Origin of the sequence: uncultured Arthrobacter sp. (assembly GCF_947495145.1) — a bacterium.
Lineage (GTDB): Bacteria > Actinomycetota > Actinomycetes > Actinomycetales > Micrococcaceae > Arthrobacter_D.
Map to the genome: position 1 here is coordinate 170,842 of NZ_CANLXP010000001.1, position 13,692 is coordinate 184,533.

Consider the following 13,692-nt stretch of genomic DNA (forward strand, 5'->3'; position numbering starts at 1 on the left):
CACTAGAACAACGGCCAGGGTACCGCCGACATTTGTCCGCTTGGGGCGGGAAACCGCCCTGCCGTGCGCAAGCGGGCGCAGCGTGCGGCGAGCGCGGCAATCTCTTCGGCTGTGAGGAGGTCAGCCAGGTCACGGCCCAGCTCACTGTGAAGTGCTTCACTGACACGATCGAGGCCTTCGATCTCCTCGGTGGTCAGCGGGTCGCCCACCCACCCCCACAGCACGGTGCGCAGCTTGTGGTCGCTGTGAAAGGTGAGCCCATGGTCCACGCCGTGTCGGCGTCCGTCGCTCATGGAAAGGATGTGGTCGCCCTTGCGGTCAGCGTTGTTGGCCACGACGTCGAACACGGCCATGCGTCTCAGCGCCGGTGTGTCCTCGTGAACGAGGGCGACCATCCGTCCCTTTTCGTCCTGACCTTCGAGGACCTGTTTCCAGCCGGTTTCCGGCACGTCGTCCGTCGGAACGAGGTCAACGGCGTTCTGGTCGGGGTCCGTCTCCTGCCAGAGCTGCACCATCCCCTCTCCGAATGGACCATCGCGAAGCCAGGTGCGCGGCACGATGTGCCAGCCGAGAGTCTCCGAAACCAGGTAGGCGGCTACCTCCCTGTGGGCCAGGGAGCCGTCGGGAAAATCCCAGAGCGGACGTTCGCCCGCCAACGGCTTGTAGACCACTGCCGCACCGCCGATGCTGCCCAGGAACGTCGCGTTCGAAGCCGTCGTGATGCGCCCGGTGAGAGTAAGTTCGGCGGTCACCAGGTCGGTTGACGGCATCAGGCCTCGGGAAGGGCGCAGGTGTGCCCGTCGGCGTCGATGGGCTGACCGCAGAGCACGCAGATTGGACGCCCTGCACCGACAATCTCCCGGGTGCGCTTGGCGAAAGCACGGGCGGTGCCGACCGGCATGCGCACCCGCAGCACTTCGGACGCGTTAACGTCGTCGCCATCAAGGACTCCGTCGTCTCCAGGATCGATGTCCGTGAGAGGGTAGGCCTCGATGACGACCTGCGCCGTCGTCGGGTCCCACCCCAGGCCCATGACACCGGTGCGGAACTGCTCCTGAACCGGCTCGAGCTGATCGTTGTCGACGAGTTCGATGGGAGTACTTGTGGGAACGCTGAAGGGGTTGCCATCGAGCGTTACGAGCTGGTCGAGGATCTCGTCGATCTTCTCGGCGAGCTGGGCCGACTGCTGCTTCTCCAGCGCGATACTCACGATTTGCTTCCCCGTGCGCACCTGCAGGTAGAACGTGCGCTGCCCCGGGACACCGATGGTTCCGACGACGACGCGGTCTGGCCAGGCGAACTCGTGCACAGTTGTAGGCATGGGACTATTTTAGGCTCATCACGCTGGTGGCGCTGTGTGCCCTGCGCCACCACCCACCGCTGCATCCTCGGACTTGACGGTGTTCGCCAGCCACGAAAGATTCCCGGCGTCGGTGTTCGTCGCGTGGACTGTCGGCCTACTGGCGCCGTAGTGCACGATCGATACCGAGGCCGGGCCCACACTGATGCGCTGGAAAAGGTCGAGGTGAATGCCGAGCGCGTCGGCGAGGATCGACTTGATGATGTCGCCGTGGCTTACCGCTACCCACACCGCCCCTGGTCCGTGTTCGGCCTCGAAAGCTGCATCGTGGCGTCGAATCGCCGCGACCGACCGCGCCTGCATGGCGGACATGGATTCGCCGCCCGGAAAAGTGACGGCGGACGGCTGCGACTGAACCGCCGACCATAGATTCTCCGTCGCGAGATCGGTGAGAGTGCGTCCTTGCCACTGGCCGTAATCGCACTCAGTGAGACAGGCATCAAGATTGATATCGAGCGGCACGTGGAAGGTACGGGGCTGGCGATCGAGGATGAACTGGGCGGTCTGCTGACAACGCTCGAGAGGGCTCGACACCACGCCGATGATCGGCACGGCCGCAATCCGGTCAGCGGTCAGCGCCGCCTGGTCGCGGCCGGTCTGGTCCAGGCTGACGCCATCGGCCCTTCCGGCCAGCAGTCCGGAAGCATTCGCTGTGGTGCGCCCGTGCCGCACGAGAAGAACTGTCGCCATCCACCCAGCTTAACCATCGCACCGACGGTGGGGTTCGCCGCCACTGGCTTAGCGATTGAAGCGCACAATTCAGGGGGTGCTGCGCGGTGGTCCTCTCAGTACACTGGACGCATGACCGAGCAGGAACCTGCTTCGCTCAGGTCCGCCGCGAATGACGACGGCATGGGTCTGCCTCCGGATGAGGGCGGCATGTCCGTGCCGGCCGAAGACGTCACGGGCACGCGTCTGGCTGATCCAGACGCAGTTGACACGTCTCTAAGGAGCCCGGAACAGCGATCCCGCACCTTCGCCGAGATCCTGGTCAACACGGCCCTAGCCAACATCACGACCAGCTACCTGTGGTTCGCGCTGACGTTCTGGGTGTATTTGGAAACCCGCAACGTCATTGCTACCGGAGTGGTCGGCGGCGCCTACATGCTGCTGATCGCAGTTTCCAGCATCAGCTTCGGCACCTTTGTAGACCGCTACCGCAAGTTGGCCGTAATGCGCTTCGCCGCGGCCTTCACACTGGTGATGTTCGCTCTGTCGGGCGCGATGTTCCTGGTCATACCGACGCCCTGGTTGCTGGACCTGACGCAGCCCTGGTTTTGGGTCTTCACCCTTGTCATCCTGATCGGGGCAGTGGTCGAGAACATGCGCAATATCGCACTGTCCACTACTGTCACCATTCTCATTGAGCCGGACCGGCGGGCCAATGCCAACGGCCTGGTGGGCATGGTTCAGGGACTCATGTTCATCGTCACTTCGGTGCTTTCGGGACTGTCGGTCGGGTTACTCGGCATGGGCTGGACTATCGCCGTGGCGCTGGTGCTCACCGCGCTGGCGTTCGCGCACCTGCTCACGCTGCGGATGCCGGAGGAGGTCCGCGCGGCAACCACCGACGCGCACGGGGGATTCGACCTCCGAGGCGCCCTCGCGGCCGTAATGGCCGTTGCCGGGCTGTTCGCCCTGGTTCTTTTTTCCACCTTCAACAATTTCATTGGCGGCGTCTATATGGCGCTGATGGATCCGTATGGCCTGGAGATGTTCCCCGTCGAGCTGTGGGGGATTCTGTTCGCGGTGGGCTCTACCGGATTCATTGTGGGCGGCGCTCTGATCGGCAAGTTCGGACTCGGGCCCAATCCGCTCCGCACCATGCTCATTGCGGTCATTATTATGGGCATCCTGGGTGCAGGGTTCACGCTGCGGGAGTGGCCGTGGCTGTATATCGCAGGCATCTGGCTTTACCTTGCCCTGGTGCCGTTCGTAGAGGCAGCCGAACAGACGGTCATCCAGCGTGTAGTGCCTCTGCAGCGTCAGGGTCGGGTGTTCGGATTTGCGATGGCGGTTGAGAGTGCGGCTGCCCCGATCACAGCTTTCCTCATCGCTCCACTGGCTCAATTCTGGATCATTCCCTATGCGCGCTCGGCGGAGGGGAGCGCACAGCTGGCACCGCTCTTGGGCGAGGGAATCTCACGGGGCATTGCGCTGGTGTTTCTGATAGCCGGCATCATCCTGATCGTGGCCGCGCTGCTCGCCTTCCTGACGCCGGTCTATCGGCGCGTCTCGGCGTCGTATGCGCGGGCAGCAGCAGAAGAACGGGAAGCAAAAGCGACAGAAGACTCCGGCGCTAAGTTGACGGAGCTTTCGTGACGCCCTGAGGTGGAGAAGCTGCTAACCGGGGAACGGCATGAACGGCACGTCCGGCTTGCCGTCACCGTCCTTGTCGCCGTAGGCGCGCATCGCCAACTCGTCTGCCTTTTTCTCACTTCCGTGGACGTGGACGTAGCCCTCGCGGAAGTCCTTTTGATGGGCAGATGCGGCAGCGGCCTGTTTGCGCTCGAACGCGGTGCCCTTTCGACGGAGGTTGAACATATCCGGCTCCTTTCCCGTACCGCTTCAACGGCTCCGGGCGGACGGCCCTCGCCGACATAGTCCCAACATACGCCCGGCCGGAGCGGAAAGCGATAACGAATAGGAGGCGGGGATCGGACATCCCGACGCAGGCACAGACACCCGGACGCAGGGAACAACCGCGGCAGAATCGCGGTTGTCCATAGGGTGAGTGTTTCTACTGCGCCAGCCATCACCCTCGATAACCACTTCGCCCGCCACCTGCCCGAGATGGGCGTGGCCTGGCAGGCTGCCGACGTGCCTGAAGCGGAACTGCTCGTGCTGAACGAGCAGCTTGCAGCGGAGCTCGGTCTGGACTCCGGCTATCTGCGCACTCCCGACGGCGCCGGTCTGCTCACCGGCAACCTTGTTCCGGCAGGAGCAACCCCCGTCGCCCAGGCCTACGCAGGGCACCAGTTCGGCGGATACAGCCCCCGGCTCGGCGACGGACGTGCCCTCCTGCTTGGCGAAGTAGCGGATTCCGATGGAGGACTTCGCGACATCCACCTCAAGGGCTCCGGCCGCACGCCGTTCGCGCGTGGCGGTGATGGGCTTGCCGCCATCGGTCCGATGCTTCGCGAATACATAGTCAGCGAAGCAATGCATGCGCTTCGCATTCCCACTACCCGTTCGCTCGCCGTCGTCGCTACCGGCCGACCCGTTCAGCGCGAGGAGCTTCTGCCCGGCGCCCTCCTGACCAGGGTTGCTGCCAGTCACCTCCGTGTCGGTACGTTCCAGTACGCCCGGGCGACCGGCGACATCGAACTCCTGCGCCAAGTCGCGGATTACGCTATCGATCGCCACTATTCCGAGGCTGCGCAGGCACCCAACCGGTACCTCGCACTGCTCGAGTCGGTCATCAGCGCGCAGGCGTCGCTGGTCGCGCAGTGGATGCTGGTGGGGTTCGTGCACGGGGTCATGAACACCGACAACATGACGATTTCCGGCGAGACGATCGACTATGGTCCCTGCGCCTTCATCGACGCCTTCAACCCCTCCGCCGTCTACAGCTCCATCGACACGATGGGCCGCTACGCCTACGCCAACCAGCCTGCCGCCGCCCATTGGAACCTCACCCGTTTCGCCGAGGCGCTGCTGCCGCTGCTTGATGAAAACCAGGACGAAGCCGTCATGCTCGCCGAAGAAGCTATCGGCACCTTTCCCTCCCAGTACAGTGCTGAATGGTCTGCCGGGATGCGGATCAAGCTGGGCCTGGAGAACGACGACGACGACGCGGCCACTTTGGCCGGGAAGCTCCTGACACTGCTGGAGGAGAGCCAGGTGGACTACACGTCCTTTCTGCGCAGCCTCAGCACTGCAGCGCGCGGAAATGCGGAGCCTGCCCGCGACTTCTTCACGGACACGGCGCGGTTCGATGCTTGGTTGGGGGAGTGGCTTGCCCTGAAGCCCTCCGCCGAGGCCATGGACCGGGTCAATCCGATTTATATCCCTCGGAACCACCTCGTGGAGGAAGCACTTGCCGCCGCCGTCGACGGTGACCTGGAACCGTTGGGCAATCTTCTCGCGGCTGTAACGGCACCGTTTGAGGAGCGAGAAGGCTTCGAGCGTTACGCCGCGGGAGCGCCCGACGACTTCGGCTCCTACCGGACCTTCTGCGGCACCTGAGTTTCGCAGCGCCCCGATTGACTTGAGGAGGAACAGTGCGCTCAGTCGTGTACCGGCTCGCCGGTGACACGGTGATCAGCATGGTTGAGGCCTTCCCTCACCAGCCGCGCAAGATGGCCGTCTGCGATGCTGTAGACCACGTTGCGTCCGTTCTTCCGGGTGGTCACCAGACCCGAGAAGCGAAGTTTGGCCAGATGCTGACTCACGGACGTTCGGGTTGCGCCGGTGCGTTCGACCAGGAAACTGACATCGCGGGATTCCTGGGAGAGCAGCCAAAGAATATTCAGGCGGGTAGGGTCGGCGAGCATCCGGAATAGGGCGGCACCGACATCGAGCCGTGCTTCATCCGGCTCGTTCGGGTGAATCAGGCTTGGGTGCGGGCCGGTCGGTTCCTCGCTCAACAGTGCACTCCTAGTCGGCAAACGACATTGCTGCCCGATCGGCCCGAGAGTCGGCAGGCCAAAGACGCAAAGCCGCGATGGCACCAAGTGTAGCGAGCGCCGCAAGGATGAAGGCTGCGGCCGGTTGGCCCGCGGCGGCGCCAACCCACCCTGCAACCGGGTAGGTGATGATGAAGCAGGCATGCGAAAGGGAAAACTGCGCGGTGAAGAGGTAGGAGCGGGTGGAATCGCTGGCCGCGCGGCGCAGCAGCCTCGCGGACGGCGTGTTGATCATCGAGGTGCCCGCACCAAGAACCGCCCACAGCAGGAGCATCAGTGCCCACGGTGGTTGCATCATCGCGACGACTCCGGCAGCGCCCATGCCCGCGGCCACCACGATGCTGCCGCCAACCATCACGGTGCGGTCCGTCAAGCGTTCCAGCAGTGCCGGCGTCGTCAATGCCACAGCCATCGATCCGGCGCCATAGCAGGCCAGTGCGATTGCCACCCCTGCGTTGGTGCCGTTGTAGAGGTCCCGGACGTAAACGACGGTATTCACGAGGACGAGCGCGGTGCCGCACGCCACAACGAGGTTCAGGGCCAGGAGCCCACGAAGCGAAGGTATCCGCAGAAAGATCCGCGATCCCAGGGCCGTGCGGTGGAGCAGGGAGCCGGTCCGGGCTGCCGGTGGGGAAGCAGGTAGCCGCGCGGCCAGCACCAGCAGGGCAGAGATGACGAACCCGACCACGGTGCCGATGAAGAGATTGGAATAGCTCATGATCACCAGCAGCGCAGCTGCGAGAACAGGGCTCACCAGCGATTCGAGGTCGTATGCCAGTCGTGAGAGGGACAACGCCTTCGTATAGTCGCGCTCCCGCGGCAGAATCACGGGAATTACCGACTGAAACGCGGGGGTGAAGGTAGCCGAAGCCGCCTGTAGCACGAAGACCAGACATAGACCTGCCACATCTGGTCGACTAACGGCAGCATCAGGGCAACTACTGCACGAATCAGGTCAGCCGTTATCAGGACGGCTTTCCTGGGAAGGTGCTCGACGACCGCGGCCATAACGGGCGCGACGAACACATAGGCCAGCATTTTGATGGTCAGTGCCGTGCCCGGGACCGCCCCGGCCCGTCCTGCAGCGAGATCGAAAGCGAGGAGGCCGAGGGCCACGGTGAGCAGACCCGTGCCAAGAAGCGCGATCACCTGCGCGGAGAAGAGAATGCGATAGGCAGCCACGCGTAGAACTGTCAGCATGAGACCAATGTAGCGCTTGAGTGCGCAAGTGTGCACACATTGCGAGTGCGCAGACGAAACATTGACAATAATCAAGCGCACGGCGCAGCTGTCTTGGCGCACCCGGACAAGGACTTCCAGCTCAGCCTCGGCATTCCTATGGGGCTCATGCATGGTAGGAAGCTTGCTGATTGAATGGGGAGATGACAGATGAGCCTGCCAAGCACGCGTCCACGCCGCTGGAGGACTACGCACTCCTGTCCGATCTGAGTACGGGGCCGCTGGTATCCCGGAACGGCAGTATCGACTGGCTATGCTTCCCCCGCTTCGATTCCCCCTCGGTTTTCGCTGCCCTGCTGGGATCCCCGGAAGACGGCAGGTGGAAGGTTTCCGCCTCGGACGGCGAGGTGGTTTCCCGACGGTATCTGCCGCGTACGTTCGTCCTGGAAACGACCTGGCGCACGCCCACCGGGAAGATGGTGGTTACCGACTTCCTGCCGCCCGGCGACGACCAGTCTGACCTGGTGCGCCGGGTGGAGTGCGTCGAGGGAACCGTGGAAGTGGAGCACGACCTGCGCATCCGATTTGACTATGCGCGGGCGAGGCCCTGGACCCGGCGGGTCGATCTCGAGAAAGTCGGCTCCTGCGGATTGCTGTCGGTTGCAGGGCCGGATGCGCTGCTGTTGACCGGACCGCTGCTGCACCCGCATGAGGCTCAACTGACAGAACCCCAGACCGGCATGGAGGACCGCCACGAAGCCTCCGCGGAGGGCCACGCAGACGATTACCAGGGTGCCGTCTCCAACCGGCTGAGCGGCGTCCTTCCGCTTGCAGCCGGAGAATCCGAAAGCTGGGTGCTTACCTGGCACCAGTCGCACGGGGGACTGCCAACGGCAGCAGACCCAGACAGAGCTCTGGAAGCGACGATTGCCTACTGGACGGAGTGGTCCTCCCGGGTTGAAGTACACGATCGACATGACGAGGCCGTACTGCGCTCGCTGATGGTGCTGCGTGCCCTCACCCACGGCAGAACCGGCGGCATCGTGGCCGCGGCCACCACATCCCTGCCTGAAGAGTTTGGCGGGTCGCGCAACTGGGACTACCGCTACACCTGGCTCCGGGACGCCGCCCTGACCATCGAGGCGCTCATTGCGCATGACTTCACCGAAGGTGCGCTGCACTGGCGCAACTGGTTGCTGCGTGCGGTGGCCGGAGATCCGGATCAGGTACAGATCATGTACGGCATCGCCGGCGAGCGCCAGCTTCCGGAAAGCGAACTGGACCACCTGCCCGGCTACGAGAATTCAAAGCCGGTAAGAATCGGGAACGGGGCCGTGGGTCAGTACCAGGCCGACGTCGTCGGGGAAGTCATGCTCGCTCTCGCCGCGCTGAGGGACGCCGGGGCGGCCGAGGGAGAGTACTCATGGGGACTGCAAAAGAATCTGCTGCGCTTCTGTGAGCAGAACCTTGACCGGAAAGGTCATGGAATCTGGGAAATGCGCGGGGAAGCAGAGTTCTTCGTCCACGGGCGTGTGATGATGTGGGCCGCCTTCGACCAGGGTATCCGGGCAGTGCGGCAGCACGGGCTGGAAGGGCCTGCAGATCGATGGGAGGAAATCCGGGACCGGCTCCGGGAAGAGATTATGGAGCGCGGATTCAACCCCGAACTCAACTCGTTCACGCAAACGTACTCGAACGATGAAGTGGACGCGTCCCTGCTGCAACTGCCTCACACGGGCTTTGTGGCCAGCGATGACCCTAAAATGCTCGGTACGGTCGCCCGCATTGAGGAGCAATTGCAGGATGCGCACGGGCTCCTGCACCGATATCGCACCGCGTCCGGCCTCGACGGCCTGGAGGGCCACGAATATCCATTCCTGATCTGCACGTTCTGGCTTGTGGAGCAGTATGCGGACAGCGGCCGTACGGAAGATGCAACGGCGTTGCTCGACCGGCTCACCGGCTACGCGAATGACCTCGGCCTGTACGCGGAAGAGTACGATCCGGTTAGCGGGCGGTTGGCAGGCAACTTCCCCCAGGCGTTCAGTCATCTAGGCTTTATCCGTGCCTCAGACGCTGTCAACAGGGCGCGGGTCCGGCCCTAAGCGACCATTTCCTTCAGGAGCGTGTTTACTCAGACCATGGCAGATTCCTATTACCGACCGCTCGGCGAAGGTCTGTTCGAAGCCACGGTTCACGCACAGGGGGCCTGGAACGCGCACGAGCAGCACATGGCGCCGGCCTCGGGACTGCTGGCTCACTGCCTTGAACAGTTCCAGCCGCGTGCAGAGCTGCAGATGGCACGGGTTTCGTACGAGATCCTCGGCCTTATCCCGCTGGATACCGTCGAGGTGGCAACCAGGATGGTACGGCCGGGGCGAACCATCGAGTTGCTTGAGGCGGAGATGAACCACGGCGGGCGGACAGCAATCCGCGCCCGCGCCTGGCGGCTGGTCACCAGTGGTACGTCCGAAGTTGCAGCGCTTGAGGATGAGTTCATGCCGGGCCCGGACGACGGCGAGGACCATGATGCCGTTGCAGAGTGGCCGGGCGGCTATATCCAGTCGATCGAAGTCCGCAAGGTCGCGGGCCATCGCCCCGGCCGGGGCAGGGTCTGGTTGCGCACGCCGCATCCATTGGTGGAGGGCGAAGCGGTATCGGATACCACGCGGCTCATCGGGCTCATCGACACGGCCAACGGCATCGCCACCCGGGTTCCTCCGGGCGCCGGCAGTTGGGCGTTCCCGAATGTCGACCTTCAGGTGCACCTTCACCGCAAGCCCACGGGAGAGTGGCTCGGTCTCGATACCCGGGTGAGTTTCGGGCGGGATGGGATCGGGCTGACGTCGTCTGTCCTCCATGACCTCGACGGACCATTTGGGCGAAGTGAGCAGATACTGACTTTGCGCAAGCTCTAACCCCCCCCCGTTGAGTTGGCAGGACACGCCCCTAATCCGCGGCCATAAGGGGCGTGTCCTGACAACTCAACGGGTGGGATGGGGGCCGCGGGGAATGGAGCGGGCACCGTCGTCGTTGGCCAACTGTGTAACCGCGCTCACAGCACATCCGGCGCTGAGCGGTCGCAGGAAGAACGAGGACATCATGCCCAAGGCAGTCTGGAACAATCAGGTAATTGCGGAATCCGACTCCACCGAGATGGTGGAGGGAAACCACTACTTCCCGAAGGGAAGCGTGAAGGACGAGTTCCTGCGACCGAGCGACATGCACACCACGTGCCCCTGGAAAGGGAAAGCGAGCTACTACACCCTCGAGGTCGACGGCCAGAGCAACCCCGACGCCGCGTGGACCTACCCGGAGCCCAAGGAAGCCGCAGCGAACATCAGGGACCACGTGGCGTTCTGGCGCGGCGTAACCGTCACCGACTGAGCAACCGAAGCAGCAGCACGTAACGATCCACAAAACTAGGGAGTACTAATGGAGTACAAAAACCTTGGCAGCAGCGGTACAGCGGTCTCGGCGTATGCGCTGGGCACGATGACGTTCGGCGCGGAGGCCGACGAAGCGACGTCGCATGCCATTCTTGACGACTACGCCGACGCGGGCGGTAACCTCATCGACACCGCAGACGTCTACACCGCCGGGGCCTCCGAGGAAATCATCGGACGCTGGCTGGCGAAGAGCTCGTTTGCTTCCGACATGATCATCGCTACCAAGGGCCGATTCCCGATGGGGAAGGGCCCCAACGATCTCGGTCTTTCCCGCAGGCACCTGCGGCTGGCGCTGGACGCCTCGCTGAAGCGCCTCAATGTGGACCACATTGATCTGTACCAGATGCACTCCTGGGATCCGCATACTCCGCTGGAGGAGACGCTCGGATTCCTGCACGACGCCGTCGGCGCCGGCAAAATCAGCTATTACGGCTTCTCCAACTACACCGGTTGGCAGCTCACCAAGGCCGTAGGTATTGCGAAGGAACGGGGTTGGGATTTGCCGGTCACCCTCCAGCCGCAGTACAGCCTGCTGGTGCGTGGAATCGAGTCGGAGATTGTCCCGGCAGCGCTCGACGCAGGTCTGGGCCTCTTGCCCTGGTCCCCGTTGGGCGGGGGCTGGCTCACCGGCAAGTACAAGCGCGATACTGCGCCCGAGGGCGCAACACGGCTCGGTGAGAACCCCGAGCGCGGCATGGAGGCGTGGAAAAAGCGGAACGGGCAGGAGCGCACCTGGGCGATTATCGACGTCGTGCTTGGGATTGCGGAAGCACGCGGGGTCAGCGCATCCCAGGTGGCGCTGGCGTGGGTTGCGCAGCAGCCCGCTGTCACCTCGGTGATCCTCGGTGCAAGGACCACCGAGCAGCTCGCCGACAACCTTCAGGCGGCGACGCTCACACTGAGCCAGGAGGAAGTGGCCCGCCTCTCCGAGGTCAGTGCCCCGGACCTCGCCGACTATCCGTACGGAACCCCCGGCGTGGAACAGCGAAGCCGCAACATCAACGGCGGCCGCTGAGGGGTCTGACGTACATGATTGCTCGTCCCTGGTCGGAGGGGCACCTGCAGATCCTGCACGAAACCTCGAACGGAGCTGCTGCGGACATGGAGCGCGGCCTCGACCTTCTCCGCGAGTCCGCTCGCGGTGATCTTGAACCCACCCTTCGGCTCTACCGGCCGCAGCCCACTGTCGCGTTCGGGCAACGGGACACCCGCCTGCCGGGTTATGAGGCAGCAACGGCCGCGGCGCGGGCCCTCGGCTTCGAACCGCTGGTCCGGAAGGCAGGAGGCCGGGCTGCTGCCTACCACCAGGGCTGCCTGATTGTGGATCACATCGAACCGCATGACGACGCCGTCGCAGCCTCCCGCGCGCGCTTCAGTGTTCTTGGCGCGCTACTTGCGGATGCGCTGCGCGGGGTCGGCGTGGATGCCCGGTTGGGGGAGATCCCGGGCGAATACTGCCCCGGTGAGTTCAGCGTGCACGGGGTGGACGGCGTCCGATCGGTGAAGCTGGTCGGCACAGCGCAGCGGGTTATCTCGGGCGCGTGGCTTTTTTCCTCGGTGATTGTGGTGGAGGACTCGCCACCGATCCGATCAGTCCTCGAAGCGACGTATTCGGCGCTGGAACTTCCGTGGGAACCGTCTACTGCAGGAGCAGCAGAAGATCTGGTGCCCGGCGTGACGGTGCAGGCCGTGGCACGCGCTGTCGTAGCCGCCTATGAGAGTGCTGCTCGTCCGGAAGCGCAATTCCCGTCTGTTAGTAAGCCTGCTTCCCTTGTGGCCACCCGCCGATCGCCGTAGCGTGGCGGTGAGCGGCGCTTCGCCGTAGTTCACCTCCAACGCAGATGGAAGGAGCAGGACCATGAAAGCAGTTGTCTGGCACTCAGAGGGCGACATCCGCCTCGACGAGGTCGCCGATCCGACGGTACAGGATCCCAATGATGCAATCGTCCGGATCACACGCAGCGCAATCTGTGGAACAGACCTCCACTTCGTGCGCGGCACTATGGCGGGTATGCAGGAAGGCACCATTCTGGGTCACGAGGCCGTCGGCGTCGTCGAGGAAACCGGCAGGGGCGTGCGCGGGTTCAGCTCAGGCGACCGGGTGATCATCTGTTCAACCATGTCCTGCGGGGTTTGCCCGCAGTGCCGCAGGGGACACACTGCCCAATGCGACGTGTCCAACCCCAACGGCCCGCAGGCCGGCACCTGTTTCTTCGGCGGACCCCAGACAACGGGACCAATCAACGGCCTGCAGGCAGAGTACGCCCGTGTTCCCTTCGCCAACAACACATTGGTTCCGATTCCTGACAACGTCTCCGACGATCAGGCAATCCTGCTCTCCGACATCTTTCCCACAGCATGGTTCGGTGCTGAGCTGGCGGGCATCCGCCGGGGGGACACCGTAGCCGTGTACGGTGCCGGCGTCGTCGGTCAGCTCGCCATTGCTTCGGCCTTCCGGCAGGGCGCGGCCCGCGTGTGGGCAATTGACGGCATCGAAACCCGTTTGGTTACCGCACTGGAACAGAACGCCGAAGTGATTGACTTCAACCGCGATGATCCGGTGCAGGTGCTGCAGGAGGCAACACTCGGCGGCGGGGTGGATGCGGTGATCGATGCGGTCGGGGTAGACGCGCAGAGCCCCTCGTCCGGTCCTGCAGTTCCGGATGATGAGGAGCGTGAGCAGTTCGAGCAGGAAGTCGGCCAGGTTGCTCCAAAAACCAACGTCCAGGGAGATAACTGGGTGCCCGGCGATGCGCCCAGCCAAGCCGCGCAGTGGGCTGTGGAGACAGTGGCCAAGAATGGCCGGATCGGCATCATCGGCGTCTATCCACCCCAGCTCAGCAGCTTTCCCATCGGGCAGGCGATGAACAAGAACCTGACTATCCGGATGGGCAACTGCAACCACAAGTCGGTGGCCCCACCGCTCGTGGACCTCGTCGCCTCCGGGGTATTCGATCCCACCCGGTTCATCACCCAGCACGAACAGGTACCCGATGCGGTGGACGCCTACCGTACCTTCGATCGCAGGGAAGAGGGCTGGCTCAAGACAGTCCTCGACGTCCGGTAGGCGACTGAA

15 protein-coding genes are annotated in these 13,692 nt (G+C 63.8%); 8 read left to right on the forward strand and 7 right to left on the reverse strand.

What is annotated here, in order from left to right; genetic code table 11:
* Positions 1-2 precede the first annotated feature (2 nt).
* The 3 genes from Q0877_RS00735 to Q0877_RS00745 are packed head-to-tail and all read right to left on the reverse strand — an operon-like array spanning position 3 to position 2,050.
* On the reverse strand, positions 3-770 hold the full coding sequence (locus tag Q0877_RS00735; protein ID WP_299165083.1) for an SCO1664 family protein: 768 nt from the start codon (positions 768-770) through the stop codon (positions 3-5).
* Entirely contained in the window at positions 770-1,321 is a 552-nt protein-coding gene (locus Q0877_RS00740; RefSeq protein ID WP_299165085.1) for a DUF3090 domain-containing protein, read from the reverse strand. Before Q0877_RS00740 ends, Q0877_RS00735 begins: the two co-directional genes overlap by 1 nt.
* 18 nt (positions 1,322-1,339) lie before the next feature.
* A complete protein-coding gene (locus Q0877_RS00745) occupies positions 1,340-2,050 on the reverse strand; it encodes a histidine phosphatase family protein (RefSeq protein WP_299165086.1) in 711 nt (236 codons plus the stop codon).
* A 189-nt stretch (positions 2,051-2,239) separates the two neighbouring features.
* On the opposite strand from Q0877_RS00745, the gene Q0877_RS00750 reads away from it, so the two are divergent.
* A complete protein-coding gene (locus Q0877_RS00750; protein WP_299165255.1) occupies positions 2,240-3,682 on the forward strand; it encodes an MFS transporter in 1,443 nt (480 codons plus the stop codon).
* 21 nt (positions 3,683-3,703) lie between these two features.
* Here Q0877_RS00750 and Q0877_RS00755 read toward each other — a convergent pair whose 3' ends face one another.
* Positions 3,704-3,904, reverse strand: coding sequence for a hypothetical protein (locus Q0877_RS00755; protein WP_299165087.1), 201 nt, complete (start codon positions 3,902-3,904; stop codon positions 3,704-3,706).
* Positions 3,905-4,090: 186 nt separating this feature from the next.
* On the opposite strand from Q0877_RS00755, the gene Q0877_RS00760 reads away from it, so the two are divergent.
* A complete protein-coding gene (locus Q0877_RS00760; RefSeq protein WP_299165088.1) occupies positions 4,091-5,548 on the forward strand; it encodes a YdiU family protein in 1,458 nt (485 codons plus the stop codon).
* Between the two features lie 41 nt (positions 5,549-5,589).
* On the opposite strand, the gene Q0877_RS00765 is transcribed toward Q0877_RS00760, so the two are convergent.
* The 3 genes from Q0877_RS00765 to Q0877_RS17080 are packed head-to-tail and all read right to left on the reverse strand — an operon-like array spanning position 5,590 to position 7,188.
* Positions 5,590-5,949, reverse strand: a complete 360-nt coding sequence (locus tag Q0877_RS00765) for a metalloregulator ArsR/SmtB family transcription factor (protein WP_299165089.1) — start codon at positions 5,947-5,949, stop codon at positions 5,590-5,592.
* Between the two features lie 10 nt (positions 5,950-5,959).
* A complete protein-coding gene (locus Q0877_RS00770; protein ID WP_367182099.1) occupies positions 5,960-6,817 on the reverse strand; it encodes an MFS transporter in 858 nt (285 codons plus the stop codon).
* Positions 6,818-6,822: 5 nt separating this feature from the next.
* Positions 6,823-7,188: a hypothetical protein gene (locus Q0877_RS17080; protein ID WP_367182100.1), complete on the reverse strand. Its 366-nt coding sequence runs from the start codon at positions 7,186-7,188 to the stop codon at positions 6,823-6,825.
* 182 nt (positions 7,189-7,370) lie between these two features.
* On the opposite strand from Q0877_RS17080, the gene Q0877_RS00775 reads away from it, so the two are divergent.
* From Q0877_RS00775 to Q0877_RS00800, 6 genes are all read left to right on the forward strand, one after another.
* Positions 7,371-9,272 carry a glycoside hydrolase family 15 protein gene (locus tag Q0877_RS00775; protein WP_299165090.1) on the forward strand — a complete coding sequence of 634 codons (1,902 nt, stop codon included), beginning with the start codon at positions 7,371-7,373 and terminating at the stop codon, positions 9,270-9,272.
* A gap of 36 nt (positions 9,273-9,308) precedes the next feature.
* Positions 9,309-10,085, forward strand: a complete 777-nt coding sequence (locus Q0877_RS00780; protein ID WP_299165091.1) for a thioesterase family protein — start codon at positions 9,309-9,311, stop codon at positions 10,083-10,085.
* 73 nt (positions 10,086-10,158) lie between these two features.
* A complete protein-coding gene (locus tag Q0877_RS00785) occupies positions 10,159-10,554 on the forward strand; it encodes a DUF427 domain-containing protein (RefSeq protein ID WP_299165093.1) in 396 nt (131 codons plus the stop codon).
* Positions 10,555-10,602: 48 nt separating this feature from the next.
* Complete coding sequence (locus Q0877_RS00790) at positions 10,603-11,631, forward strand: aldo/keto reductase (RefSeq protein ID WP_299165094.1); 1,029 nt, start codon at positions 10,603-10,605, stop codon at positions 11,629-11,631.
* 14 nt (positions 11,632-11,645) lie between these two features.
* On the forward strand, positions 11,646-12,413 hold the full coding sequence (locus Q0877_RS00795; RefSeq protein ID WP_299165095.1) for a lipoyl protein ligase domain-containing protein: 768 nt from the start codon (positions 11,646-11,648) through the stop codon (positions 12,411-12,413).
* A gap of 61 nt (positions 12,414-12,474) precedes the next feature.
* The gene (locus Q0877_RS00800; RefSeq protein ID WP_299165097.1) at positions 12,475-13,683 is read left to right on the forward strand and encodes an alcohol dehydrogenase catalytic domain-containing protein; all 1,209 of its coding nucleotides are present in this window, start codon (positions 12,475-12,477) and stop codon (positions 13,681-13,683) included.
* Positions 13,684-13,692: the final 9 nt, after the last annotated feature.